23 protein-coding genes and 1 tRNA gene are annotated in these 23,500 nt (G+C 28.2%); 6 read left to right on the forward strand and 18 right to left on the reverse strand.

All coding sequences use genetic code 11. The annotated features are described in order from the left end of the window. The first annotated feature begins 6 nt into the window (after positions 1-6). The 6 genes from L8X97_RS03055 to L8X97_RS03080 all read left to right on the forward strand — a co-directional run bounded on the left by L8X97_RS03055 (position 7) and on the right by L8X97_RS03080 (position 5,001). Positions 7-426 (forward strand): hypothetical protein, encoded by a 420-nt coding sequence (locus tag L8X97_RS03055; protein WP_133319747.1) that lies wholly within the window; start codon positions 7-9, stop codon positions 424-426. A gap of 2 nt (positions 427-428) precedes the next feature. Beyond that, positions 429-1,574, forward strand: coding sequence for a zonular occludens toxin domain-containing protein (locus L8X97_RS03060; protein ID WP_133319746.1), 1,146 nt, complete (start codon positions 429-431; stop codon positions 1,572-1,574). Beyond that, the gene (locus tag L8X97_RS03065; RefSeq protein WP_263662599.1) at positions 1,537-2,709 is read left to right on the forward strand and encodes a type II secretion system protein GspD; all 1,173 of its coding nucleotides are present in this window, start codon (positions 1,537-1,539) and stop codon (positions 2,707-2,709) included. Before L8X97_RS03060 ends, L8X97_RS03065 begins: the two co-directional genes overlap by 38 nt. 108 nt (positions 2,710-2,817) lie before the next feature. Further along, on the forward strand, positions 2,818-4,131 hold the full coding sequence (locus tag L8X97_RS03070; RefSeq protein WP_263662600.1) for a hypothetical protein: 1,314 nt from the start codon (positions 2,818-2,820) through the stop codon (positions 4,129-4,131). Beyond that, positions 4,121-4,456, forward strand: a complete 336-nt coding sequence (locus L8X97_RS03075; RefSeq protein WP_263662601.1) for a hypothetical protein — start codon at positions 4,121-4,123, stop codon at positions 4,454-4,456. Before L8X97_RS03070 ends, L8X97_RS03075 begins: the two co-directional genes overlap by 11 nt. A 41-nt stretch (positions 4,457-4,497) precedes the next feature. Continuing rightward, positions 4,498-5,001: a site-specific integrase gene (locus L8X97_RS03080; RefSeq protein WP_263662662.1), complete on the forward strand. Its 504-nt coding sequence runs from the start codon at positions 4,498-4,500 to the stop codon at positions 4,999-5,001. Positions 5,002-5,093: 92 nt separating this feature from the next. On the opposite strand, the gene L8X97_RS03085 is transcribed toward L8X97_RS03080, so the two are convergent. The 18 genes from L8X97_RS03085 to L8X97_RS03170 all read right to left on the reverse strand — a co-directional run bounded on the left by L8X97_RS03085 (position 5,094) and on the right by L8X97_RS03170 (position 23,474). Next, positions 5,094-5,183, reverse strand: a tRNA-Ser gene (locus L8X97_RS03085). A gap of 49 nt (positions 5,184-5,232) precedes the next feature. Next, positions 5,233-5,787, reverse strand: coding sequence for a hypothetical protein (locus L8X97_RS03090; protein WP_133319744.1), 555 nt, complete (start codon positions 5,785-5,787; stop codon positions 5,233-5,235). A gap of 61 nt (positions 5,788-5,848) precedes the next feature. Beyond that, the gene (pssA, locus tag L8X97_RS03095) at positions 5,849-6,559 is read right to left on the reverse strand and encodes a CDP-diacylglycerol--serine O-phosphatidyltransferase (RefSeq protein WP_133319743.1); all 711 of its coding nucleotides are present in this window, start codon (positions 6,557-6,559) and stop codon (positions 5,849-5,851) included. After that, complete coding sequence (locus L8X97_RS03100; RefSeq protein ID WP_220567229.1) at positions 6,556-7,173, reverse strand: phosphatidylserine decarboxylase; 618 nt, start codon at positions 7,171-7,173, stop codon at positions 6,556-6,558. Before L8X97_RS03100 ends, pssA begins: the two co-directional genes overlap by 4 nt. After that, positions 7,173-9,095, reverse strand: a complete 1,923-nt coding sequence (gene ftsH / locus L8X97_RS03105) for an ATP-dependent zinc metalloprotease FtsH (RefSeq protein WP_263659278.1) — start codon at positions 9,093-9,095, stop codon at positions 7,173-7,175. The genes L8X97_RS03100 and ftsH overlap by 1 nt, the downstream gene beginning before the upstream one ends. Next, positions 9,095-9,931 carry a 50S ribosomal protein L11 methyltransferase gene (locus L8X97_RS03110; RefSeq protein ID WP_133319740.1) on the reverse strand — a complete coding sequence of 279 codons (837 nt, stop codon included), beginning with the start codon at positions 9,929-9,931 and terminating at the stop codon, positions 9,095-9,097. Before L8X97_RS03110 ends, ftsH begins: the two co-directional genes overlap by 1 nt. A 12-nt stretch (positions 9,932-9,943) precedes the next feature. Then, positions 9,944-10,321: a chemotaxis response regulator CheY gene (locus L8X97_RS03115; protein ID WP_039619063.1), complete on the reverse strand. Its 378-nt coding sequence runs from the start codon at positions 10,319-10,321 to the stop codon at positions 9,944-9,946. A 113-nt stretch (positions 10,322-10,434) separates the two neighbouring features. Further along, complete coding sequence (gene pglF, locus L8X97_RS03120) at positions 10,435-12,198, reverse strand: UDP-N-acetylglucosamine 4,6-dehydratase (configuration-retaining) (RefSeq protein WP_220567226.1); 1,764 nt, start codon at positions 12,196-12,198, stop codon at positions 10,435-10,437. A gap of 1 nt (position 12,199) precedes the next feature. Further along, positions 12,200-13,360: a UDP-N-acetylbacillosamine transaminase gene (pglE, locus tag L8X97_RS03125; protein WP_263662602.1), complete on the reverse strand. Its 1,161-nt coding sequence runs from the start codon at positions 13,358-13,360 to the stop codon at positions 12,200-12,202. Beyond that, complete coding sequence (gene pglD, locus L8X97_RS03130) at positions 13,357-13,953, reverse strand: UDP-N-acetylbacillosamine N-acetyltransferase (RefSeq protein WP_263662603.1); 597 nt, start codon at positions 13,951-13,953, stop codon at positions 13,357-13,359. Before pglD ends, pglE begins: the two co-directional genes overlap by 4 nt. Continuing rightward, a complete protein-coding gene (gene pglC, locus L8X97_RS03135) occupies positions 13,940-14,542 on the reverse strand; it encodes an undecaprenyl phosphate N,N'-diacetylbacillosamine 1-phosphate transferase (RefSeq protein ID WP_039626890.1) in 603 nt (200 codons plus the stop codon). The genes pglD and pglC overlap by 14 nt, the downstream gene beginning before the upstream one ends. Then, complete coding sequence (pglA, locus tag L8X97_RS03140; protein ID WP_263662605.1) at positions 14,535-15,662, reverse strand: N,N'-diacetylbacillosaminyl-diphospho-undecaprenol alpha-1,3-N-acetylgalactosaminyltransferase; 1,128 nt, start codon at positions 15,660-15,662, stop codon at positions 14,535-14,537. The genes pglC and pglA overlap by 8 nt, the downstream gene beginning before the upstream one ends. Then, positions 15,659-17,797, reverse strand: a complete 2,139-nt coding sequence (locus L8X97_RS03145; protein ID WP_263662606.1) for an STT3 domain-containing protein — start codon at positions 17,795-17,797, stop codon at positions 15,659-15,661. The genes pglA and L8X97_RS03145 overlap by 4 nt, the downstream gene beginning before the upstream one ends. Before the next feature lies 1 nt (position 17,798). After that, on the reverse strand, positions 17,799-18,899 hold the full coding sequence (locus L8X97_RS03150; RefSeq protein ID WP_263662607.1) for a glycosyltransferase: 1,101 nt from the start codon (positions 18,897-18,899) through the stop codon (positions 17,799-17,801). 1 nt (position 18,900) lies between these two features. Beyond that, positions 18,901-19,965, reverse strand: coding sequence for a glycosyltransferase (locus L8X97_RS03155; RefSeq protein WP_263662609.1), 1,065 nt, complete (start codon positions 19,963-19,965; stop codon positions 18,901-18,903). Then, a complete protein-coding gene (locus tag L8X97_RS03160) occupies positions 19,962-21,656 on the reverse strand; it encodes an ABC transporter ATP-binding protein (protein ID WP_263662611.1) in 1,695 nt (564 codons plus the stop codon). Before L8X97_RS03160 ends, L8X97_RS03155 begins: the two co-directional genes overlap by 4 nt. After that, positions 21,650-22,636 carry a UDP-glucose 4-epimerase GalE gene (gene galE / locus L8X97_RS03165; RefSeq protein WP_263662612.1) on the reverse strand — a complete coding sequence of 329 codons (987 nt, stop codon included), beginning with the start codon at positions 22,634-22,636 and terminating at the stop codon, positions 21,650-21,652. The genes L8X97_RS03160 and galE overlap by 7 nt, the downstream gene beginning before the upstream one ends. A gap of 58 nt (positions 22,637-22,694) precedes the next feature. Next, positions 22,695-23,474 carry a 3'-5' exonuclease gene (locus L8X97_RS03170; protein WP_263662614.1) on the reverse strand — a complete coding sequence of 260 codons (780 nt, stop codon included), beginning with the start codon at positions 23,472-23,474 and terminating at the stop codon, positions 22,695-22,697. Between the last annotated feature and the right edge of the window lie 26 nt (positions 23,475-23,500).

The following is a 23,500-nucleotide window of genomic DNA, read 5'->3' on the forward strand; positions in this document are numbered from 1 at the left end:
AATAATATGTTTCAAATTATTGTAGCTACGCTTGCTTTTTTTGGTGATTTTTTTAAAAGATATGTTATTGAAGCTAGTTTAAGAATTTCTAGTTTTGTTACGATCATTGCTATAAATTCTTTATTTTTTTTGGCTTTTTTTGCTGGTCTTTTATCGTTTGCAAAAATTATAATTTTTGTTTTTAATGAAATAAATAATTTTTTTGAATATATCAATTCTTTATTTTTAAGTTCAGATGATATATTTTTAAATGTTTTGTCTGTATTTTCATCTCTTGGATTTTTTAAGGCTTTTAATGATGTTTTTTCTGTTTTTTCTCCTATTTTAATTAGTGTTTTTGTTTTAATTTTTTCTAAACTTCTTTGGTCTGTTCTTTTTCATATTAGAAATTCTGTTTTAGCTGTAATTATTTCTATTAAGGAGTAAAAATGGCTATTACTTATATTGTTGGCAATCCTGGAAGTGGTAAAACTTATTTTGCGGTAAATAAGCTATATGAATATTTTGTTGAGCCTACTTTAAAGAATAAAAAAATATTAGGTTTTGAAATTAAAAGAAAAATTAAGACTTTTGATTATCTTTATTGCTATACTAATATAAATGGCTTAAAATTTGATATTAGCAATAAGCTTTTAAAGTTTGATTTTGATGTTTTTTATTTGTATCTATCAGAACTTTATAATTTATATTCTAATAGTGCTAATGATGATGAAATAAATATTAAAGCCAATGAATTGAAATTATTTAAATCAATGTTTATTATTGATGAGATACACAATGTTTTTAAAAATAAAGATGATAAAATTTTAATTTGGTGGTTAACATATCATCGTCATATACATCAAGAAATTATTTTAATCACTCAAGATTTAAGTTTAGTTTCTAATGAATATAAAAGAGTTGCTGAGTTTTTTTATAAAGCTTTAGATAGTGGTAAAAGAATAAGTAAAAATTCTTTTAGATACGCTCAATTTTCATCTTATAAAATGTATGGCAAAGATTTAGTTTTTAGATTTTCTTTAAAAGCTAATCAAGAAGTTTTTAATCTTTATCAGTCTGGGAAATCTAGCTCTAATAAATCTTTTTTTACTAAAATTTTTATTTTTGCTTTTATTTCTTTTTTTCTTTTAATTTTATTTTTCTATATTTTTTTAAATTATTTTAATACTAATTCAAATGATATACCTAAAATTAATTCTGATGAAAATAACTTAACTTTTAACTTTGATAATAATTCTTCATTTCCTTTATTTAAAACAAGTAATTATTTAAATGATTTTTCTGATAATGTTAAAGATTTTAATTCTACTTTTGTTTATAAGGTTAATTGTATTCAACTTGAATGTAATATTGTTGATAAGGATGATAATTCTTTTTTTAGTATTCCTAGAGATTATTTTGATGAAATTCTTAATTTTTACAATCCTGTTTTTATTCATAAAACAAAAATTTTTAAGGGATATTCTTATTTTTTAGTCTTTAAAATTGAAGTTTTTGATAATCTTAAGAAAGGTGTTAAAAAAAATGATAAATCTAATGAAAAAACAACTAGTTTTAATTCTTTTAAGTTTTAGTTTTTTATTTGGTCATACTTTTTCAAATAATATATTTGAATATGCTGAGTTAGCTTCCACTTATAATAATGTTGATATTTTGGTAAGTTCTAATATTAATCCTGATAAATATATTTTTTATACTAATAAAAATTTTCCTAATATTACTTTAGATGTTTTTGAAAGTGCTTTAAAGCTTCAAAATCTAAAGCTTGCTTTTACCGGATCTTTTTATTATGTGTATGAAAATAATTTTAAAGATAATAATTTAAGTTATTTAAAAAATAAAAATAATAATAAGAATTTAAGATATATAAGACTTAATAAAAATTCTTATGATGATATATCTTCTCTTTTAAATATTTATGATATTAATTCTACCTATATTTATCGTTCTAATTCTATTTCTTTTTTAAGTGATGATTTCATATATTCTAAGTTAAAAAGTGCTATTAATGATATTGATAGTTTTGATTTAAAACAATTAAAGTTTAAAATCACTATCTTAGAAACTAATCTTGATAATTTAAAAGATATGGGTTCTACCTTAAAAGCTCGTTTAAAAAATAATTCTATCAATAATTTTAATTTCTATGTTAATTTAATTACTATTCCTTATTCAACTGAAAATAATATTATTGAAGTTGATAAAAAGAGTTTTTATTCAACTCTTAGCTTTTTAGAAAATAAAGGTATTACCAAAATCGTTTCTAATCCTTTTTTGGTCGCTAGATCTAATTCTGAAGTGTTTTTTAGTTCTGTTCAAAATATTCCATTTTTAAAATCTACTACACAAGTTTCTAATACTGAAGTTGCTCAAAATTCAAGTTATGATTATAAAGATGTAGGATTACAAGTTAGGTTAAAACCTTTAATTATAGGTAATTTAGTTGATTTTGATTTACATTTAATTGTTGAAGATTTAATATCAAATAATAATCTAACTCCTATTACTTCTAAAAAAGAATTAAAATCATCTTATACACTTAAGCGGGGCGATTTATTGGTTTTAAGTGGAATTAATAAGCAAACTAATATTAATTATGAATCTGGTATTCCATTATTAAAAGATATTTGGCTTCTTGGTTATTTATTTAAGATAGAAAGAAATCAAGTTAGTAATACTGTCTTAACTCTCTCAATAGAAATATTATAAATTATATAAAGGTGTTGCAATGGAAAATAATTTATTTAATCAATCAATAAATTACAATCTAAAAAAAGATGGCATTATGAGCGACGCAGTCGCACATAATGACAGCTCTTGTCAATTTATCAATTTAATAAAAAACTCTTACCTTTAAGTTATGGACTAAGTTTAAAAGATTTAGAGCTGTGTAATTTAAAATTAGATAATCAAAGAAATTATCTTTCTAATAGATTTTATACTTCTTTTACCGGTGAAATAAAATCTTTTTTAGATTTGTCATATTCTGCTAATTTTGGTAAAAAATATTATGCTGAGCTTGTTAATCGTTGTAATGTTATTTCAAGCTTACAATTTGATTACGATCTAATGCCTGTTTTTTTGACTATTACTCTTAATGGTTGTTTTAGAAATGCTTTAAAAGGCGATTTTACTTCTTTTAAACCATTTGATAGAAAATATCTTGATTATTCTTTAAATTATAAAATAAATATTAATGAAGCTTTTACAATTAAAGATTTAATTAAACTATTAAATTATCAATGGAATTTATTTATTATGAGAATTCATAGAAAATATAAAGGTTTAAAAAAGCTTTATATCAGGTGCTTTGAACCGCATAAAAAGGACGGAGTTCCACATATTCACGCTTTAATTTATATTCCTAAATATGCGTTTAATTATACTTTTGAAATATATAAAAAAATATTCTATGCACCTCAAAACTTAAAACAAGGCAATAAACTTACAAAAGAACAAGTTTTAAATGGTGAAATTAATGGTTTTCAATGGTCTTTAAATAATCCTACCGGCTATGTTATGAAATATATTTATAAAACTTTTATTAATTTCAATGATAGATATGATTTAGATTTTTTAAGTGCGTGGTATGTTAAGCATAAAGTAAGAAGATTTTTAACTTCTAAAACTCCTGTTCCATTATGGATATATAGAAAAATTAATTTTTTTAAAAAAGATTTTTATAATTTATTTGATTTTATAAATAATGATGATTGTGTCTGTGAATGGAGTTTTGATAAGCAATATTTTTGTTTTATGAATGATAAGGAAACTATAGAGTATGATAATTGTAAATTAATTTATAAATTTATGGGAAGAATTGTATATCAGTATGAAAAAGAAAAACATCCTAAATTATATAAAAGATATAAAAAAATATCATTCAAAAAAAGAGAAAATACAGGCATTCTCTCTGTAATGAGAAATAATAAACATCCATTAAGTGATTATGCACTTATGAAATTAATTCAAAGCGATGATTTTAAATATTGTGGTATTGATGGAAAAATTTTATATCATGTGAATTTAGCTATTGAACGCGGGCTTATTGATGCTAAAAAAATAAAAATAAATGATATTGATGATTTAGAAGATTATTTGATTGAAAAAGGTTATAAATATGTCTTTTAAATCATATTCTGAATTATTTTTGAAAATTTCTCAAAATAACTATAAAGTTTCAACACATTATAAAGTTAATGGTATTATTAAAAATCGTCTTTCTTATTTTTTTGAATATGATATAAGTGAAATTAAACCATCCATTATAAAAAACTGGATAAGCAATATTAATGATGTAAGTATTAAGTCAAAAAAGCATTATTTAGGTATTTTAAGTCAGATATTTGATTTAGCTTTAGACGATGAAATAATTTTAAAAAATCCAACAAAGAATATAAAACTTCCAAAACATCAAAAAAACGCATTAAGCCATTTTCTAAAGATGAAGTTCTAAAAATTATTGATTTTAGTAAAAAATATAATGATAAATTTCAAATATTTTTAAAATTAGGTTTTTTTACTGGTATGAGAACTGGTGAGATTTTGGCATTAAAAATAAATGATATAGATTTTAAAGCTAAAACTATAAATATAAACTCTACTCGGTCGCGATTTGGAGAAAGTACTCCTAAAACTTTTTATAGCATTCGAAAAATACCTTTATTTAATGTTATTTATAGTGATTTATATGAGTATGTTCATAAATACAAAAATAATACTTATCTTTTGGAAACTCAGTATTCAGATCCTTATAAAGATGATTATGTTTTTAGTCGAAATTATTGGAAAATAATTTTAAAAGATTTAAATTTAGAATATAGACGACTTTATTCAATGCGTCATACATTTGCAACTAATGCACTTTTATCAAAGTCTTTAAGTCCTATTGAGTTAAGTAAAATCTTAGGTCATTCAAATTGTGAAATGGTTTATAAAGTTTATGTTTCTTATATAAATAATTTAGAAAAGAATATTGATTTTGATATAAATATTTATTAAAAATAATAGTTATAATAAATAATTATAATATTAAGTATTATTTTTTTATTTCTTTCATACCCTTTTATTATGGAAAAATAGTATTCAGATAGTGGCGGACAGAGAGGGATTTGAACCCTCGAGACCCGTTAAGATCTGCACCCTTAGCAGGGGTGTGGTTTCAGCCACTCACCCATCTGTCCATATTAAAAGGGAAAGTATATCTTATTGTTTATAAGATATACCTTAAATTTATACACTGAAATAAGCTATGATTAAAGTTATAATAAAACCAGCACCTAAAACTGCTATTTGTTTACCTCTATCTTTGCGTATAGCTATAATAGTGATTAAAAGTCCTGAAATATAAAGTATTATCATGGCAAGTGCAAAAGCTAACCCAAGTACAGAAAAGTACCACATACCTTTATCTTTATGAAGCAAAATCATATTTCCAAGCAAGCTTCTATCTTTTGTTGTAATTTCATAGTCATTCTCATCTAATTTTATAATACTTGCTATATAATTTATAGTCCCAAGTTCTATACCATCGCCTTTTTTGTTGAGTTTTGGTTCCAAAGATGAAGGAATTTTTAAGTTGTTTTTCTTTAAAAAATCAATTAAAAATTCAGCTTCAGCACCCTCTTGAATAATAGCTTGAACTTTGTAATTTTGAATTTTAGCTCCACTTTCTCCATCAAAACCAGCTATATAAGCAAAACCTGTGATTGCATATAAAAATGCAAGTGGTAAGAAAAATAAACTAATGTAAATGTGAATTTGTCTGAATAATTTGTTTTTATTCATTTTTACTCCTTTTTGAAAAATAATGAAAAGTATATTGATAGAAAATGAAGTGAAAGTAAAATTAATATTTTTTAAATTTACGAGCTAGGGTAAAAAAACTACGAACAATCCCATAAAGCACATATAAACTAGCAATAATCAATGCACTTTCTAAAAAATACAGATAAAGCATAGAAAATAAAATTACTAAAAGGATTAACACCTTCAAAACATTTGCTCTTTTTAGATCGATTTTCTTAAAACTTGGATACCTTATGTTGCTTACCATTAAAAAGGCTAGAAGCATTTGGATACATATTATTATTAAAGAAAAATCATGTAAAAAATCATAATATAAATAAGCACTTACCCATAAAGCACTTACAACTGCTGCTGTTGGTATAGGTAGACCTATAAAAACCGATGGTTCATAAGTTCCTGTTGTGACATTAAATCTTGCCAAGCGTATAGCGCCAAAAACTACAAATAAACCAGCTATTAATGAGCCAAAACGACCATATTCATAACCTATGCTCATATAAAAAAGCATAGCAGGTGCTACACCAAAGGCTATTAAATCAGCTAGTGAGTCAAACTCAACTCCAAATTTAGAAGTAGAGTTGGTAGCTCTTGCAACGCGTCCATCTAAACCATCGCAAATTAATGATAAAATAATATAAATTAATGCTTTATCAAAGTTTTGATTAATAGAAGCAATCACTGAAATAATACCTAAAAATATGGAAGCGGCTGTAAAAAGATTAGGTAAAATATAAATTAGTTTAAAATTCATGGATTTAAATATCCTATTAATGTACCAATGCGTACTTTATCATTTTCATTTACGCAAATTCTAGTGTCTTTTGGAAGTAATAAACTCACACTGCCATCAAACATAAAACCTATATTTTGTCCATGGCTTAAATGATGACCAAAATCATCAATATGAGCTTTTCTATTTAATGCTCCAAAAATAACGCGTAATGCCCATTGTTTGCTCTTGGAATTAGCTAAAAACAACATTCTTTCACCCATTAAATTTGTATTTTTCATAAATGGACATAAAAAAAGTCCATGCCTTATTCTAGTTTCTTCTATATTCATATCAAGCGGAGCTATGATATTTCCTTGGGAAAAAATATTATTGATAATTTGCACTTCTATACACTCGCCAAGCTCTTTATATGAGCTTGTTTTGATACATTTGATTTTTCCTTCTATGGGAGCTATAATGGTGTTTGGATCTGCTATATAATCAATTTTTTTAGTTCTAAAAAGATAAATAAAAAATATAAAAATACACCATAAAAGCCAAGAAAATCCCCATATAAATTGAAATATTGCAAAAACTATAGCTAGAACTATAAGCAAACTCCAACCAGTTTTTGCAATAAAATTTGTTTTCATTAGTCTTCCTTAGTAGCTTCTTGCTCTTTTTCTTCTAGGCGTGTTGGAAGATTATTTTCTTCTTCATAGTTTTTAATAATCTCTCTTACTTTGGCACCATCAATAGTTTCTTCTTCATAGAGTGCTTGCACCATCACCTCTATGGCACCGCTATAGGTTTTTAAAATTTCTTTTACACCTGCATAGCGTTCATCCAATGTTTTCTTTACATACTCATCTAAATCTTGAGCCATTTTATCAGAATAATCTTTTACAGTTTGCCCACCACTTAAGAAAGTATTTCTTTGCTTTTCAAGTACCATTAAGCCAGCAATTTCACTCATACCATACATAGAAATCATAGCTTTGATAATATCAGTTGCACGCTCAAGGTCATTGCTTGCACCTGTTGAAATTTCTTTAATGAAAATTTCTTCAGCTGCACGTCCACCTAAAAGTACATCAACTTCAGCTAAAAGTTCATGTTTTTGCATTAAAAATTTATTTTCTTCAGGGGTATTGAGTGTATATCCTAAAGCTGCTAAACCACGAGGAATAACAGAAACTTTACTTACTTTTTTAGCACCTTTTGTAGTTTCAGCTATTAAAGCATGGCCACACTCATGATAAGTTACGATTTTTTTCTCTTTATCATTAATTCTGCGTGATTTTTTCTCAAGTCCTGCTATGGCTCTTTCTACTGCCTCTACTAAGTCTTTTTGCTCCACATGTTTTTTAGAATCCCTACCTGCAAGCAAAGCCGCTTCATTAATGATATTTGCCAAATCAGCACCCGCAAGACCTGCTGTTAATCTTGCAATATCTTCTACTTTTACTTCAGGTGAAATTTTAACATCTTTCATATGGACTTTTAAAATATCACATCTACCTTTAAAATCAGGCTTATCTACCAAAACTTGCCTATCAAAACGCCCCGGTCTAAGTAGTGCTGCATCAAGTACTTCAGGACGATTTGTCGCTGCTAGAACAATTACTGGTGAGCTTTCGGTACCAAAACCATCCATTTCAGCTAGAAGTTGATTTAAAGTTTGCTCTCTTTCATCATTTCCGCCCATCATACCGCTTGCTGCACGTGATTTACCTATAGCATCGATTTCATCTATAAATACAATAGCTGGAGCTTCTTTTTTAGCATTTTCAAATAAATCTCTTACTCTAGAAGCACCAACTCCTACAAACATTTCTATAAAAGATGAACCTGATACGCTAAAAAATGGCACATCAGCTTCGCCTGCCACTGCTTTTGCAAGCAAAGTTTTACCTGTACCTGGAGGACCAACAAGCAAAAGTCCTTTTGGAATTTTTGCTCCAAGATTGATGTATCTTTCAGGGTATTTTAGAAAATCAACAATTTCTTTAACTTCTTCTTTTGCTTCTTCAACACCTGCAACATCATTAAATTTAACCTTCGGTTTTTCTGAATTTACAAGTTTTTTAGAACTTCCTATACCAAGTATAGATCCACCCATATTTTTTTGCATACGAGAAGCTAAAAACATCCATATACCAAAGAAAATAAATACTGGCAAAACCCAAGAAAGTAAGATATCTATAAACCAATTGCTTTCATTAAAAGCACCATAGGAAACGCCTTTTGAGTCAAGTAAAGGAACAAAAGTAGCATCATTTGGAACTTTTTTGGTAATATATACCATATTTCCTGCTTTAGATACAGCTTTTATAGTAGTTTGACCTATATTAACTTGGGCAATTTGATTATTTTCAATTAAAGTTTTTAATTCAGAATAAGTAACTTTTTTAGTGTTTTCTCCGCCCATAATACCTATGCTACCATCATCTGAAAATCCTTTAAATAAAAGAATCATCACAATGGCAAAAATGGCAAAAATAAAAATGGGATTTTTGTTAAAAAAGTTATTATTGTTTTGATTATCTTTTAAATCATTTGGTTTTTTATTCATTATTGCAATTCCTTTTTATAAACTAAACTCAACCATTCTCCTTTGTGTTTGCATTCTAACAAAGTGAAATCTTTGAATTTATTTTTAATCCTTTCTTCATATTTATTTAATATACCAGATAAGATCAAAATTCCACCTTCTTTGGTTTTTTCTTTAAGATCTTTTTCTAGTATGATCAATATATCGGCAATGATATTTGCCACAACTATATCATATTTATGTAAGCTTTTATTAATAGAACCTACCCAAATATCATCAAAGCTAACTTGATTTAATTTTGCGTTTTCTTTACTTGCAACTATAGCTAATTCATCTGTATCACAAGCTTGTACTTTGGCTCCAAGTTTTGCCATGATAATGCTTAAAATTCCACTTCCACAACCCACATCTAAACAAAATTTGGAATTATCTGTATATTTTTGTAGAAATTCTATACAAGTATAAGTACTCTCATGATGTCCTGAGCCAAAAGCTAGAGCAGGATCTATAATGATATTAATTTTATCTTGTTTAGCTTCTTGCCAAGTGGTGTGAATATGGATATTATCGATCGTCAAAGCTTGTATACCTTTTTTATACTCTTCTATCCAATTTTTATTTTCTTTTTTTTCTAAGGTAGAGTGGAAATTAATATGAGTATTTAGTTTTTGACATAATTTTTGATGAAAATCATGCAAGGCTATTTTAATGAGTTCTATATCTTCTTCTGATCTTATATAAATACCATTGTTTTTTTCTTCTATAGCGTCTATCTCTAGAGAAAAGATAAGATCAAGGAATAAATCTAAATATTCCTTGTCTGTTTGAAAAAAAAGTTCGTAATAATGTGTTTGCATAAAAACTTATAATTAGCCTTCGTTTGTTCCTAAAACATCTTCAAGTTTTTCTTTTAACACTTGAGGAGTAAAAGGTTTTACAATATAGTTATTTACGCCTGCTTTTAAGGCGGTGATAACTTCTGCTTTACCACCTTCTGTAGTTACCATAATAATTGGCATATCAGCATATTTTTCTTCCGCTCTTACTTTTTTTACTAATTCCAAGCCATTCATTTCAGGCATATTCCAGTCAGTAATTAAAATTTTAATATCATCATTTTGTGAAAGTAAATCCCAAGCTTCAACCCCGTGTTCAGCTTCTAAAACATCCTTGTGGCCTAATCTTACAAGGGTATTTTTGATTATTCTTCTCATGGTAGAACTATCATCAACTACTAATAACTTCACTTTTTTTCCTTTGTCTTGATGTGATTACATAAAACTGTAATTGTATCGTTTTTATTTTTATTAATCAATTAAAAGTTTATATTATATCATTTTAAAATAAAATTAGAATTTAATCACTCTCCGTTTTTATTGTGATTAAATTCAGGCACAATCTCCTTTAAAACTTTTGCAGGATCTGTGCTGTGGAGTAATTTTTCTATTTCTTGATTTAAAATTTTTAAATCTTTAAGATCACTAGTGGTAACAAATATACTTTCATATTGAGTTTTTAAATCATTTTCATGGATTAAAAGCTCTTCGTAAAGTTTTTCGCCTTTTCTAAGCCCAGTGATTTTGATTTCTAACTTTTTATTAGAAAGTAAAAGCATTTTTTTAGCTAAATCCATGATTTTAACAGGCTCACCCATATCAAGTACAAATAATTCTCCACCTTTGGCAATAGCCGCAGCTTGTAAAACAAGTTGCACAGCTTCATCTACTAACATAAAATAACGCACTATATCAGGATGAGTAAGAGTAAGTGGCTCATTAGCTGCAATTTGAGCTTTAAATTTAGGTATTACACTTCCACTTGACCCTAAAACATTACCAAAACGCACACAAGCTACTTCAAAATTTTCACAACTTGAACTTAATGTATAAAGTTCACAAATTCTTTTTGTGCAACCCATGATGTTAGTCGGTCTTACAGCCTTATCAGTGCTTATCATAACAAATTTAGCAACCTTATAAGCTTTTGCAAGATCGATTAAATTTTTAGTACCTATGATGTTATTTAAAATAGCTGAATGTGGATTTTGCTCACATAAAGGCACATGTTTGTAAGCTGCTGCATGTAAAATCAAATCTATGTTTTTTTCTTGTAAAAGTTTTTCCAACGCTTCTTTGTCTAATATACTCATCATAATAGGTTCGATTTTTTCTTTATGTAAGCTTAATTCTTCATTTATTTTATATAAATTATACTCACTATGATCAAGCATGATTAAGTGTTTTGCACCAAATTTAATGCATTGTTTGCAAAGTTCACTTCCTATAGTTCCACCAGCTCCACTAACTAAAACTACTTTATCTTTGATAAAATCAATCACGCAAGCATTATCCAAATCTTTTGGCTTACGCGCTAATAAATCTTCGATACTTATATCTCTTGCTTCATTTTGCGTAAAAGAAAAAAGCTTTATATCATTAATCCCATAAGCAATGAGTTCATCAAAAAGCTTTTTTAATTCTTCTTGCTCAAGTTTTAAAGCAATGATAGCAGTATGAATTCCTTCAGCGGTATATTTTCTGATTGCTTCTTTTTCTTCAACTATAAATTTATCACAATAAGTACCTATTAAATTTTTACGCTCATCTACTACAGCTACAGGGAAAAGTCCTAAGCTCCCTTCTTTAGCTCCTTTTAATAAATGCAAAGCCTTTGAAGTGGCGCCAACTACTATACAAGGATGTTCTTCGTTGTATTTTGGCTTTCTAAAATCAACTATCATTCTTTTGCTTATACGCAAACTTCCAATTAGCATACAAGATAAAACAAAGTCTATTCCTATAACGCTTCTTGGAAAAGGATTAAAAAAATCATCATAAAAATAATAAATTGCTAAAAATACAAGCTCAGCCAAAGCTAAAGCGATGACTAATTTACGCGCTTCATTAAGGGAGAAAAATCTCCAAGCAACTTGATAAATTTTAAAAAAAGCTAGAAAAATGATTTTAAGTAAAATCAAAATCACAGCACTTTTAAACATACCTTCATAAAATTCACTTGGGATGTCTGCACTAAAGCGTAAAGAAAAAGACAAATAAATACTTATAACAAAAAGTAAAATATCAGCACCTAGAAAAAATCCTAAGCGTTTGCTTTTATAATCCATCTTAGTCCTTTAAGGTGTTTAAGATTAAAGTAGAAACTTCCTCTACATCAGCTTTGCTCATAGTAGTTGCACTTGGAAGGCAAATTCCATTACTAAAGAAAAACTCACTATTACCATTTAAGTAAGCACCGCAGCCTTTGTAAAGTTCTTGCAAATGCATTGGCTTCCAAAGTGGACGACTTTCGATTTTATTATCTTTTAAAACTTGTATGATTTTTAAAATTTTATCTTGAATTTGAACATTTTTATTTTCACATATACAATGTTTTTCATAAGTATTAAGTTTATTTAAATCAAAATCAAGTAAAGCAGTGCTTAACCAGCGATTTGACTTGGTATTTTCAAGCTCATTTAAAAAAGTAAAAGTTCCACTTAAAAATTCTTTATACCAGCTATAAATTTCACGCTTTTTACTCACTCTTTCTTCTAAAACTTCCATTTGAGCAGTACCGATTGCACCTAAGATATTACTCATTCTATAATTATAGCCATATTCTTTATGCTCATAATGAAGGCAATTTTCTCTAGCTTGGGTACTATAAAATCTTGCTTTTTCAAGATTAGCATGATTTTCACTCACAAGCATGCCACCACCACCTGTTGTGATGATTTTATTACCATTAAAAGAATATACTCCAAAATCCCCAAAAGTACCTAAGGCTTTATTTTTGTAAAAACTTCCCAAAGCTTCAGCAGCATCTTCGATTAAAAAAATCTCATTTTCTTTACAAATTTGGACGATCTCATCCATTTTAGAAGCATTACCATAAAGGTGTGTTAAAATAAGAGCTTTTGGCTTTTTAGGACTTTCTTTGATAGCTTTTTTTAATAAATTTACATCTAAATTATAAGTTTCATCACAATCAATAAATACAGGCGTAGCATTCATGTAAGAAATAGGTGCTACTGAAGCAATAAAGGTAAAACTTGAAGCTAGAACTATATCGCCTTCTTTGATGCCCAAAACTCTTAAAGCTAAATGAATAGCTGCAGTGGCTGCATTTAGAGCAAGTGCGTTAGAACTTTTTGTATAATCTTTAATACTTTGTTCTAGGGCATTAACAAATTCACCCAAAGGTGCTATATAATTACTTTCAAAAGCTTTGTGTATGTATTCTAATTCTTTTCCACTCATATGTGGTGCTGATAGAAAAAATCTCATTTTACCTCCTTTATTTTCTTGGCAGGAACTCCAGCATAAATGCCTTTAGAAGTTAAGTTTTTAACTACAACTGCTCCTGCGCCTAAAGTTATATCATCATTTAAACTTATACAAGGAATAACACTTGAATTAACTCCTAAAAAACAACGCTTTCCTATTTTTATATTTCCTGTTAGTTTAGCTCCAACGCTAATATGGCTAAACTCATCTACAAAACACTCATGCTCAATCACACAAGCAGTATTTAAAATCACACCTTTTGCTATGCTAGCTTTAGCATTAACTACGACATTTGGCATGATTAAAATACCCTCATCATCTAAAAAAGCACTTGGGCTAATAATAGCACTTTTGTGTATCAAATTAACTAATCTAAATCCATCATCTTTTGCTTTTTTGAAAAGTTTTTCTCTAATAGAGTTTGCGCCAATAGCAATAAACATATCGTGTTTTTCTAAATTGGAGTGATATTTTAAGCCTTTATTATCATCTAAAAAGATGATTTTTTCATATCCTAAATTTCTAGCTACATCAGCACAGACTAAACCATGCCCACTAGAACCATATATATAAATACTTTTAGTTGTGTCCATTGAATTTATCCGTTGTAGCTACTCCTTCTTTATTAACCCCGCTTCTTTTTAAAACTTTAATAATGGTCATAAAAAAGATTTTAAGATCAAATAAAAAAGAGCAATTTTGCACATATTCTACATCATATTTAAATTTTTGCTCCCAAGAAATAGCATTGCGTCCATTAATCTGTGCCCAACCTGTAATGCCTGGTCTTACATCGTGGCGTTTTTTTTGCTCTTGATTGTATAAGGGCAAGTATTCTACAAGTAAAGGTCTTGGGCCTATGAAGCTCATATCGCCTTTTAATACATTAAAAAGCTGCGGTAATTCATCTAAACTCAAGCTTCTAACTAGCTTACCAAAAGGCTTTAAGCGTAATTCATCAGGAAGTAATTCTCCATTTTCATCGGTTTCATCACTCATAGTTTTAAATTTATAAATATAAAAAATTTTTTCATTTAATCCTGGTCTTGCTTGTTTAAAAAGCACACTTCCTTGAACGATTTTTAAAACAATACCTATAAGCACTATAAAGGGTAAAAAAATAATCAATAAAATCAAAGCCAAAAAAAAGTCAAAAACACGCTTTAAACCATTTTTATACATTTATAAAACCCCTATAAAAGTCAAGATATTTCAAAGCTATGATATTTTCATCATAATTTTGCGCTCTAAGAAAAGCATTTTGTGCTAAAGTATTTTTTAGTTTTTCATCTTCTAGTAAAACTGCGATTTTTTCAGCTAAATCCTTGCTATCTTTGCTTTTACAAATTAAACCGTCTATGGCATTATTCACTGCTTCAATGCAACCTTCAGCATCACTTACCACACATGCTTTTTTACAAGCTTGTGCTTCTAAAACCGTTCTTGGATAGCCTTCTTTATAGCTTGGTAAAACAAAAATATCGCATAAATTTAATAAATGTGCAATATCACTTCTTGCGCCAAGATAAAAAACATTATTTGAGTTTAAAAATTCTAATGGTGCACAAGATTTATTATCATCTCTTCCACCCACTAAAACAAAATTTGCCTTATCTTTTAAAATTTGGCTTGTTTCATAAAATTCTTTAATTCCTTTATGCCAAAGTGCTCTTGAAATCATTAAAACGATAGGTTTATCAGGCATATTATGTTCTTTTAAAAAAGCTTGTTTTTCTTCTGTGCTAATTTTTAAAGGTAAAAATTGTTTTAAATTTAGCCCTACGGATTTTATGATTTTGATTTTTTCTTCTTTTAAGCCTAAATTTTTCATAAATAAAGCATTGCTTTCATTGACAAAAATAAAACCATTAGCAAGTTTAAAAGAAATTTTATAAAGTAAATTAATACTCATTCTTACTAATTTGCTTTTAAAATCATCGTCTATATAAAAACTTCCTAAGCCCTCAACTAAACCAAAAGTGTATTTAATACCCGCCATTTTAGCTGCTATAATACCTGTTGTATTGCTTTTGTGAGCGCTTGTTTGTAAAAGATCTAAATTTAAGCTTTTGAGTGTATTTTTTAAACTAAGTAGATTTTTAAAAACAATTAAAGGATTAACACTTGATCTAGCTAAATCATAAAAGCAAACCTTATAGCCTAGCTCTTGTAACTTAATAGCAAAATCATCTTTTGGAGTGATGATTATAACTTCATGATTATTTTTTTCTAAAGCTCTAATGAGTGCAAGACGAAAATAATACACACTCATTGCGCTATGGGTTAAAATTCCTATTTTCATCTTTTTAGCCTATAAATTTTCGCTCTTGCATCATTAGTGACTTGCTCAAATAAATCTTGATCGTATTGATTTAATAAAAACATTTGTATATAAGCACTATTATAAAGATTTTCATCTAAAATCACAAAGCTTTTATATTCTCTTAAAAAGAGTAAATAAATTTGAGCTTTTGAATCAATTTCATTGTAATAAAATTTGCCATTAGTGATGGATTCTATATCTACAAAAGCTTTTAAAGGTATAGTTGTACCTTCTAGTTTTAAAGCTCTAAAATCATTAATAATTTCTACTCCATTATCAAGCATAACAGAACCTGTTGTTTTATCTTGAGCTATGGCATTAGCTTGAGAGAAAAATAAACTTTTTTCTTGCTCTCCATTGTCAGGATTTGTATTTGCAAATTGTGCTACCACGGGCATGATACGCAACATTCTATAAGGCATGTAAATATATACATCTCTAGTTTTATTGGTATCAAATTTAAAATCTTTATCATTTAAACTTTCTAAAAAATCTTTAGCACTTGTTTGGTTATAATCTTTTACCATAGCTTTTAAAACATCAGGATAATTTTCTTTGAAAGATTTTTCAGTGTATTCTACGCTAAGTCTTGCCATGTTAGCTGCTGGAATTTGTTCTTTACTTAAGACAAAAGATGAGAAAAAATTATCTTTTCCTAAGTGTTTTCCACCATCAATTAAGGTTTTTACATCGCTATAATAGCGTATTGGATAACCATAATCCCACCAAGCAACGACATAATCTTCTCTTTGAGCTTTATTTTTTAAATCATTTAAAATACTAGCTTCATAAGAAGTAAAAACAGTAGAGGATTTATAATAATAAATATGCATTAGGGCAGGACTTATACTAAAAAATGCAATGAGTATGAGCAAGATGTTTTTATTTTTTAGATTAAGTTTGATTTGTTTTTTTTCTAAAAAATTAAAAAATGTATATAAAAAATACCCAAAACCCAAAGCCATCACAGGAACTGCATAAATGGTAAATCTAAGCCCAGCTCTTAAAGCCATAAAACCTAGTGCAAGCATAGGTAGAGCCAAAAGCATACTTTTGTGATCTTTGCAAAGCAAGATAAAACCTATAAAAGAAAGGACAAATACTAAAACACTGGAACTAATTCTTTGCATAAATACTTCAGGATCGATAGTATTTACTTCCATAATAGTTTCATTAACATTAAAATACATAAAGGCAGCATCTTTTAAATTTTGCACATCAGAAGCTTTAAAAACATAAAATTTAAGTTGATATAAAACAGGATCTAAACCGCCACTTAAATGTAATATCAAAATGCTAATAAAAATCAAAGCCCAAATCATATAAAAATTAATTTTTTCTTCTTTAAAGGCAAAAATAGCAAATAACAATACAATCAAAGCAAGTTTATATTGCCATGCTAGTATACTTAAAGCTATGATCATTAAAGCAATAGCTAGATAAAAAATCTTTTCTTTTCTATGAAATACTAAAGTATAAAGACCAAAAAGTCCTATCATGGCAAAATTTAAAGAATAACTTGATGGATACCACCACAAATAAATCATGATGAAAACCGGACTTAAAAGTAGGGTAAAAATGTCTTTATTAATAGTTAAGCGTATAAAGGTAAGCAAAATAAGCATTGGCAAAACTAACACTAGCATATCAGTATCATAATACCCACTCATAGTGCGGTTATAATAACTATTTGCAATGCTTCCAAGTAAGGCTGCTATAAAGCCATAGGTAGTGAGTTTATACTCTCTTGCGATTAATATAATAGGCACAACAATCAAAGAAGCAAAAAAAGTACTCATATATAAAATAATACTTTCAAAGCTAAAAGGCAAAATATTATAAAGCCAATAAGTCAAAGTAGAAAGTGAGCTTCCAAAATAAGATAAGTCATTAGGTTGGTGAAAACCTACTATCATATCCCTTGCACCTTCTGCAAAAGCATAGCCATCATTAGTAGTAATCATAAGTTGATCATTAAAGAAAAACTCATAAAACTCACTTGCCCAAGCCACCCAGTATAACCTACACAAAACACTAAAAGCAAAGGCTATAAGGATTAAAATACAGGTATATTTTATAGAATTATTATCAGTGAAATTTTGTTGCAGTTTCATTTTATGCCTTGTTGAAAAATTCAAATAATTGCTTTGCTATGCTAATTTTATCAAATTCTTTTGCACGCAAAAAAGCCTTTTGTCTATATGAAGCTTTTAATGCTTCATCATTGCACATTTTTTCTAAGCCTTCTTGCATGGCTTTTTCATCATCTACTTTTACTAAAAGTCCAAACTCATCATCTAAAAATAGCTCCCTTGCGCCACTTTTATGATCAGTGCAAAGTACGGCAGTATTACAAGCTAGGCATTCGATTAAAACATTGGAAAAACCTTCAAAACTTGAAGCAAAAGCAAAAAAGTCACATTTGCTCATATATTTATAAGGATTTTTATCAAAACCTAGTAAAAAGACTTTGTCTTTTAAATTTAAAGTTTCTATTAAAGCTAAAAGCTCATCTTTTAAAATGCCCTCGCCTAAAATGACTAATTTTAAATCAGTTTTAACTTTTGCATAAGCTCTTATAAGCATAGCATGATTTTTACCATGATCAAGCCTACCAACACTTAATATAAAAGGATCTTTAAAGTCTATTTTTTCTTTAGATTTTTCTATAATGTTTTCTAAGTCTATGGCATTGTATAAAATATCGCATTTTTTAGCCTCTATATTGAAATTTTGTATTAAATCTTCTTTGTTTCCTATAGAATTTGCTAAGATTAAATCTGCTTTGTTATAAAGTTTTTTAATAAGAAATTTATTGATAAAAGAATTTAGATTATTATGTTTATAAATCACACTTGGAGTAGTGCATTCATTGATAATAAGGGTTGATTTAAGTCCTAGGGATTTTGCCATTAACGCAATATAATTAGGTCTATTTAATAATACAAATTGCAAGTTGATTTTTAAATCTTCACAAAGTTTTTTGTATTTTATAGCTAGCAAGGGTAGTTTTAAAAATTTAGCTAAATTACTTTCGCTTGGATTTGATTTTTCAAGATAGTGGATATTAACTTCAGGAATATCATATGATATTTTATCATTCATTAAAATCAAATGTACTTCATATTTTAAATTTAATACAGGCAATAGCGTAGATACAACCCTTTCAGCACCACCGCTTCCTAAAGAATAAATAAAAATTGCTAGTTTTTTCATATTAAACCCTTACTTCTTTGATTAAATCAAGCCATTTTTGTGCTACATTGGCCACTTCATAATCTTTACATCGCTGCTGTGCATTAAGTGATAGTGTTTTTCTTAAATTTTCATCTTGCATTAAAAGGGCGAGTTTTTCGCTTAAAGCTTTTTCATCATCTAAATCTACTAAAAATCCATCTTTTCCATCATCAATTAAATCTTTATGGCCGCTTGTGTATTTAGTGCTAATGCGTGCTACTTGATAATATAAACTTTCAAGCAAAACCGTTGGCAAGCCTTCTATGAAAGAGCAAAGGCAGATTATTTTTGCTTTTTTATAAAGATCTTGCATATTTTCAACTTTACCTAGAAAATTAACTTTGATATTTAAATTCTTGGCTTCTTGTTCTAAATCTTGTCTTAATTCTCCATCGCCTGCTATGAAAAAATTGTATTGATTTTGTAAATTTGTATCTAGCCTTGCTATGGCTTTTAAAAACATAGAAGCATTTTTATTATGATCAAGTCTGCCTACGAAAATGACATTATTTTCTTTTTCTAAATTTTCTTTAACAGGGCTAAAATGACAAGGATTTGGCATATTGATAACTTTTTTAACAAAGTTTTCATAGTAATTTTTATCATCATTACTTAGCACGGTTAAAGCATTTGCATGAGGAAAACTTATACGGCGTAAAAACTTCCAAATTTTAGATTTTAAATAAGTATAAGAGCTATGCTCGCTAATGATTAAAGGTGTATTTAAACCTTTGTTTGCCCAAATGCAAGCAATATTAGTTGTATCTAAAAATGAGATAAAAACATCGCTTTTGTGGTCTTTAAGTGCTTGTTTTAAGGCTTTGAATTTTTTAATACGCGAGGCTATTTTATTATAAAGAGTGGAAAAGTCAAACTGCTCTAGGGTAAAAAGTTTGATTTTTGGCTCAAGCTTGTAAAAAGAGTCTTCTTTGTGAAATTTAATAATATTTATTTCATGATTTTTGCAAAGTTCATTAGCTAAAGTGACTAATACTCTTTCAGCACCGCCTGAATTTAAAGTAGCTATGATGAAAGTGATTTTCATACTTGTTCCTTTAAATGCCCATGTTTTACTTCAAATACTCTATCACAACCTTGTATGGTTGAGAGCCTATGGGCTATGATGATGAGGGTTTTATCTTTTGAAATTTTATAGATTTCTTCCATGATTTTTGCTTCACTTTCTTGATCAAGAGCACTAGTTGCTTCATCTAAAACTAAAATTTCAGGTTGTTGATAAAGCGCTCTTGCTATGGCTATTCTTTGTCTTTGGCCTCCACTTAAAAACGAACCTGAATCACCTACCTTAGTATGCACTCCATCTTCAAGTGAATTTACAAAGCTTTCAAGATTAGCTTGTTTGATCACTTTGTGTAAAAGCGCTTCATCTACTTCTTCTCCAAAGCTAATATTTTTAGCAATAGAATCATTAAAAAGATAAATTTGTTGAGGTATGTAGCCAATTTTACTTCTAAAACTTTTTATATTGCTCTCATCAAGCTTAATTCCATCTACAAAAATAGCTCCATCGCTTGGTTTTAAAAGTCCTATGATAAGATCAACTAAAGTACTTTTACCACTTCCACTTTTACCTATAAAAGCGATTTTTTCATTTTTATTAAGCTCAAAATTTAAATTTTTAAATAAGTTTTTCTTACCCTTATAAGCAAAGAAAAGATTTTTCAAAACGATTTTTTCTTTAAATTCAATACTTTCATCGCCTAGTTTTTCTTCTTTTTCATTGAGCATATTATAAATAATATCTAAAGAGTTTTTATAATATGTGATTTCATTATAACTTGTGATGATACGATTAGCACTTGGCATAAGCCTATAAAGAGCCACCACAAAAATAGTAATAGTTGCTAAGATAGATGAAATATCACTTTCATATCTTAAAACTAAATACACCACAATAAAACAAAGCATACAAAAACCTATACTTTCAAGGTAAATTCTAGGAATGCTTGACATGCTTTCATTGCTAATGTTTGCTTTGGCAAAAAGCCCACTTTGAATTTCATAAAGCTTTTGTGTGCTTTGTTCTTTGGTTTTGAGTTTGATGATTTTAAGGTTGTTTAAATTTGCATTTAAAATTTCAAAATAATTTTTCATCGCCTCTTCTCTAGCTATGGAAGCTTTTTTTACCAAGGGTGAGAGGATTTTAATCAAAATAAAAGCATTTAAAAGTAAAAAAGCACTTAAAGCTAGGGTGATTTTATAGTTGATAATTAGCAATAAAGTATAAAGTAAAAACACCACAAAGCTTTCACTTAGCATAAGTAAAAAAGCACTAATTAAAGTGCTTAAATGAAATACTTCTTGAGTAATAGTTTTTAAAAGTTCTGATTGATTTTTGTTAGTAAAATTTTCATATTCAAGGTGTAAGTATTTATCAAAAATACGACAAGCAAGGCTGTGGTAACGCCCTTTAGAAAAACGCGCAAGCAAATGAAAATAAAAGGCATTTAAAAAGGCTCTAAAAATATAAAAGGCGATTAATATACAGCCAAAATAAGCAATAATCTTATAACTTGGTAAATTTAAATACTCATATACAGGTTGAAAATAGGAGCTTTTTTCTAAAAGCTCAAAATTACTCGCCACTGATACAAAAGGCATGATCAAAGAAATAGCAAAGCTTTCTATGAATCCTATAAAAATAGAAAAAATTAGCAAAGCAAATAAAAATTTCTTATCATGAGCATTGAGTATGAAAAAAAGTTTTTTTAACACTGTTTTTCCCACTCATAAGCACTTTTACAGATTAATTCTAAATCATCATATTTTGGTTTCCAATTGGTTAGAGTTTTGATTTTATCAGCATTTGAAATAAGCACAGAAGGATCCCCAGCTCTTTTTGGTGCAAGTTCTACTGTGAAATCCACCCCGCTCACTTTTTTCATAGTTTCAATAACTTCTTTTACGCTAAAACCGTGTCCATATCCTACATTGAAAATATTACTTTCATTGTTTTCTAGGTATTCTAAAGCAGCTAAATGTGCACTTGAAATATCATCAACATGGATAAAATCTCTAATACAAGTACCATCTTTAGTATTATAATCATCACCAAAAATATAAAGTTTTTCTCTTTTTCCTGTGGCTACTTCAGCAGCAACCTTGATAAGTAAAGTAGCTTTTGGATAGCGTTGACCTATAGGATAACTCATGCAAGCACCTGCTACATTGAAGTATCTTAAAATGCAATATTTAAATTCAGGATTAGCCATATTAGCATCTTGTAAGACTTTTTCGCTCATTAGTTTGCTTTGTCCATAAGGATTAATCGGTACTAATGGACTTTGCTCATCTACGATAGGAGTTTGTGGCTCTCCATAAGTAGCTGCGGTTGAAGAAAAAATGAATTTTTTCACACCTGTTTCTAAACAAGTTTGGATTAAGTTGCTTGTGTTTGCGGTATTGTTCATATAGTATTTTAAAGGATTTTCCATACTTTCAGGAACTTCAATACTAGCTGCAAAATGCACAATTGCATCAAATTTTTCTTCTTTGAAAAGTTTTTTAATCCCAGCATAATCGCTTAAATCTTGCTCAAAAAACTTAAAAGGTCTGATTTTAGAAAGTTCATCCAAACTTTTTTTGCTACCTTTTGAAAGATTATCTAATACACAAATTTCATGATTTGTTTCTAAAAATTGTTTTAAAGTATGAGAGCCTATGTATCCTGCGCCACCGGTGATTAAAATTTTCATTTTTATCCTTTTTGTGATATTTAATAATAGTTATTTTAATATACTTTTCTTAATTAATTTAAAACTTGCTCTTTTCTTTTTCTATGGCCTCTAAAAATGGCTTTTGATAGCTTTTATCGCTATGTTTTTGCAAAAGTTCTTCTTTGAAATTTTCTAAAATATTAAGATAATCTTCTTGGGTTAAATTACCTTTAATGAGTTCGTATTTTAAAAATAGCATATAGGTGTTTAACACATCACTTTCGCAGTATTCGTGAATTTTTTCTAATTTGTTTTGATAAAAAAGTTCTAATACTTCATTTCCATGCACATCATATTTTCCAGGAAGTCCTGCCATAGCACAAAGCGTGTCAAGTCTTAAGCCTTTTTGACCAAAACTTCCTAAAGATTCTAATAAATCACAATGTTTATTTTCTACAAATTTGCTTTTGTAGTTATTCCATTTATCGCTTGCGTCCAAATAAGCACTTGCGTTGATATTGTATTTTAATGCTCTTATAACAAGCAAAGGCATGTCATAGCTTTTACCATTAAAACTTACAAGGCGGGGTTGGTGTTTGTCTATGAAGTTAAAAAATTCTTCTAGCATTTGTTTTTCATTTTCGCCTTTGATTTTATTGACTTTGATGAAATTTCCAAATTTATCTGCAATCACTGCACAAATGCTTACAACTTTATGAAAAGGTAGGGGTAAAAATTCACTTCCACTTTCTTCTTTTTGTCTTTCTAAAGCTTGCTTGCTAATGCTTAAATCATCGCCATTAAAATCATAAAGATGTTTTATCAATTCTACATCAGGAATGCTCTCACAATCAAAAACACAAATATATTCTTGCATGATAAACCTTTTTTTAAAAAAATCTT

This window comes from Campylobacter sp. CNRCH_2013_0671h, assembly GCF_025773055.1.
Taxonomy (GTDB): Bacteria; Campylobacterota; Campylobacteria; order Campylobacterales; family Campylobacteraceae; genus Campylobacter_D; species Campylobacter_D lari_D.